This window comes from Bradyrhizobium sp. SUTN9-2, assembly GCF_003122645.1.
In the GTDB taxonomy this organism is placed as follows: Bacteria; Pseudomonadota; Alphaproteobacteria; order Rhizobiales; family Xanthobacteraceae; genus Bradyrhizobium; species Bradyrhizobium yuanmingense.
Window position 1 is genome coordinate 2,497,122 of record NZ_LAXE01000001.1, and the last position, 3,948, is coordinate 2,501,069.

At 59.6% G+C, this 3,948-nt stretch carries 3 protein-coding genes; 2 read left to right on the forward strand and 1 reads right to left on the reverse strand.

What is annotated here, in order from left to right; genetic code table 11:
• The first annotated feature begins 451 nt into the window (after positions 1–451).
• On the forward strand, positions 452–1,750 hold the full coding sequence (locus XF30_RS11475; protein WP_109142752.1) for a glycoside hydrolase family 28 protein: 1,299 nt from the start codon (positions 452–454) through the stop codon (positions 1,748–1,750).
• Positions 1,751–1,994: 244 nt separating this feature from the next.
• Entirely contained in the window at positions 1,995–2,999 is a 1,005-nt protein-coding gene (locus tag XF30_RS11480; protein ID WP_109142753.1) for a pectinesterase family protein, read from the forward strand.
• Positions 3,000–3,134: 135 nt separating this feature from the next.
• Here the strand turns inward: XF30_RS11480 and tnpC are convergent.
• A partial coding sequence (tnpC, locus tag XF30_RS11485; RefSeq protein WP_109142754.1) for an IS66 family transposase occupies positions 3,135–3,948 on the reverse strand: 814 nt, incomplete at its 5' end.

The following is a 3,948-nucleotide window of genomic DNA, read 5'->3' on the forward strand; positions in this document are numbered from 1 at the left end:
ACTGGGCGACATCGATCGGAATCCGCACAGCGCGGAGGTTCAGCAGCAGCAGTCGGGGTCAGGCGCGCGTGAGTGCTGCGGCTTCGGCGGGTACTGGGCGTACACCAATTGCTCCCAGTGAGGCTTATGCGCCGACTTATCGAAATCATTATCAAGAGCAAGCACTGGGCGCCGACGACTTTCTAGAGCAAAAAAGCCGAATCCGGCGACCCGCTTGATTGGAGCGACAAGGCGGACCATTGACGAAGCTGTCGGATTTTGAATCATCGCATGACGCTCCGTGTTTTTTTGCGCATCTGCAAAGTGCTGCTGCGCAGGTGCACGGCCCGGGCCTCTGCTGCGTCATATAAACGTCATCTTGCGCGCGCCAGTGACGCGCGCGGTGGCTAGATCGAGCCAGCGGCTCCATACCGAAGGGGGCGTGGATGCGTGACAAAGCACGAGGAGGTCGATGACAAAGCGTTTTCGCAACTTGGCCCTATTGTTCATACTCACCCCCATCGTTGTCTTCCCCGCCGCGAAAGCGCAAGACCGCCGGACTATCACCGAGCCTGTTGCACCTCATACGGTGTGCGAGCGCCTCGTGCCGTCTGGCAAGCAAGATACGACCGCGTTGCAGAATGCCATCGACCAATGTCCTTCCGGGGCCGCCGTGTATTTAGGGCGTGGCGAGTTCCGGTCGGGCCCACTCGAGATGAAATCGGGTGTGACGTTATGGGTCGGACGCGGGGCGACGCTGATCGCCATCCCCGAACCTGCTGCTTACGACAAGGGCCTTGGACAATGTGGTCGTATTGCGGAAAAGGGCGGCGGTTGCCGGCCATTCATCAGCTTTTCCAAAACGAGCGGCGGTGGCATCTACGGAGAAGGCATCATCGATGGTCAGGGCGGCGCAATAATTGGCGGCGGCGCGGAAACCTGGTGGCAACTAGCGCGCCGCGCTCAAGCCCAGGGCGGCAACCAGAACGCCCCGCGCTTGATCCAAATCGATCATGCGCAGGACATCAGTTTCTCTGGTGTCACCTTGCGCAACGCTCCCAACTTTCATGTCGCGATGAACCGGGTCCAAGGTGCCACGTTTTGGGGCCTCATAATCGATTCACCGGCGGATGCGCGCAACACCGATGGCATTGATCTTGGCGCGAGTCAGGATGTGACCATTATCCGCAGCTTGATCCGTACGGGTGACGACAACGTCGCAATCAAGGCCGGCGACAATGGCTCAAGCAGCCATATCTCGATCATTGATAGTTATTTCGGCTGGGGGCATGGCATGTCGATCGGCAGTGAGGTGAATTCCGGGGCCAGAGACATATTGGTGCGTAATCTGACACTGGATGGTACGACATCGGGCCTGCGCATCAAGAGTGATGTTAGTCGAGGCGGTCTGGTCGAGAACGTGACTTATGAGTACGTGTGCCTGAGGGGGAACCGGTGGCCGGTGGCTTTCGATACAAAGTATGATCCGCGCGCGCAAGGCACGAGAATTCCGGTCTATCGGCGAATCGTTCTCCGTCATGTGCATGGCGACACCGGTGTGTTGCTGATGCGCGGCGTAGACGAGGAGCATGCACTTGACCTGACACTCGAAGATGTCCGATTTGCCGATTCCGCCACTTGGCAAGTTGAACATGCGAACGTCACCGCAAATCACTCTGACGTATCACCGCCGCTGCCCGGACGAGCTGCAAAACCGCTGCTGCGTGGCTCGGATGTATGTTCGAGGGCGTTCCGCAACAGCAACCGGTAAGCACTACATCCGGCGCCGAACTCGGTGGTGAGTTCAGCATCTGGGCCCAGATTACTGGTGTTGACGAAGGTCGGCCTCATGTCCGGACTTGTTTGCAATTGTCTGACGGTTTGCACGGCCAGGAATGCGAAGGTACCGTGGAGGTTCTGATTTGGCGCGAAAAATGTGTTGGCCATGCGCGGCGGCTATCCCGCCGAGACAGGCTCTGCGTCGAGGTGCCGCTGGCTCAACGAAGAGTAGGATCATGCGTATTTTCGTTCACCCTGCTGCACTTCTGACGGGATGTTTCGGCATCTCGTCAGCATGCGCTCAGCCACTGTTGGTGTCGCATGCAGCAAATGCCGACTATCACTCCGTGCAACAAGCCATCGACGCATTGCCGGCGGAAGGCGGAGATGTTCGGATCGCGCCGGGTATCTATCGTGAGAAGGTCAAAATCTCCAAATCCCGTGTTCATCTCTCAGGCACTGGTAGCAAGGCGGAGAATACCGTCATTGTGTATGGTGACGGCGCGATCAATGTCGGAGGAACCGCCCGCTCGGCGACGCTGGATGCCACTGGCGATGACGTCCGGCTCGAGAATGTGACCATCCAGAACGACTACGCTCTCAACCCGGCCAATCCACCCTCGCAGGCGGTTGCATTATCCCTTACCGGAGACAGGGGCGTCGTTACGCGCGTCCGCCTGCTCGGCGCCCAAGACACGCTGTTTGCCGGCAAGGGTCCAAACGGCAGAATGTCACGTCAATACTTTTCGAACTGCTACATCGAAGGGCATGTCGATTTCGTATTTGGCAACGCCAAGGCCTGGTTCCGGAAATGTGAGTTGCACGGCATCGCCAATCAAGCGGTCGTCTTTACCGCTCAGAGCAAGGCAGCACCGGACGAGGACAGCGGCTATGTTTTTGATCATTGCACTCTAAGTGCCGACCCTGCCGCGCGCGATATCGCGCTTGGCCGCCCCTGGCGGCCGTATGCCACAGTGGTCTTTCTGTCGACAAAGATAGATGCGCAGGTCATTCCGGAGGGTTGGCGCGAATGGGATAGGGGCAAGACCAACAACTTGAGCACGAGCTATTATGCCGAATATAGATCCTTCGGGATCGGGACCAACCCCTCAGGCCGCGAACCTTACTCCCATCAACTGACAGATGGGGAGGCCGCGAAATGGTTGCTGACCGCGTTCTTCGCGGGTGCCACAGATTGGCTGCCTGCGGAACCATATCGATGGAAGACAAAACAACGCTGACGGTGAGGGAACAACGGCGATCATCGGATGAATGACGGAGAGAGCGGACATGATGGAGGTAGGCATACGATGAAGACCGCCCGATTGCCGCGTGCGCGCGGGCCCGGCGAGCTCTATGATGGCGTTGCGTGAAGGTCAGGCGGCCTGCTGACCGGCGGGCTTGCCGGCTTGGCCCAGCTTCCATTCCCAGGGCAGCAGTTCGTGCAGACGCGATGTGGGAAGATCGGCGATACGGGCGAGGACGTCGGCGAGCCAGGCCTTGGGATCGACCTCGTTGAGGCGACAGGTCGTGATCATCGTCAGCATGATGGCGGCACGGTCGGCGCCGCGCTGGCTGCCGGCGAAGGTCCAGTTGCGCCGTCCCAAGGCGATGCCTCTCAATGCGCGCTCGGCACAATTATTGGTCAAGCAGATCCTACCATCGTCGAGGAAGCGGGCGAAGTCGTCCCAGCGCCTGAGCATGTAATTCATAGGCTTCAGGACCTCGGAGGAGCGCGAGAGGGTTTCGCGCTCACGCAGCAACCAGGCGTGCATGTCCTCGAGAAGCGGCTTGCTCTGTTCCTGGCGCACGGCACGCCGCTCCTCGGCGCCGCGGCCGTTGATGGCGCGCTCGATCTCGAACAATGCATCCAGGCGTCTGACCGCCTCCAGTGCGATCGGAGAGACCGGTTTGCCCTTCTTACCTTGCCGAGCATTTTTCTCGATGTCGGCCAGCTCGAAGAAGCCCCGTCGTGCATGGGCATAGCAAAACGCCGGCGTAATCGGCCGCGCCTTCTTTTGCGGATCGAACAGCGGCTCGAACCCGCTGTAGCAATCGGCTTGCAGGATACCGGCGAAAGCGGCCAGATGCTTCTGGGGATGCTCGCCTCGTCGGTCGCTCGAGGCGTAATAGACCGCAGCCGGCGGCGCGGGCCCGGCGAAGGGCCGGTCATCCCGCACATAAGTCCAA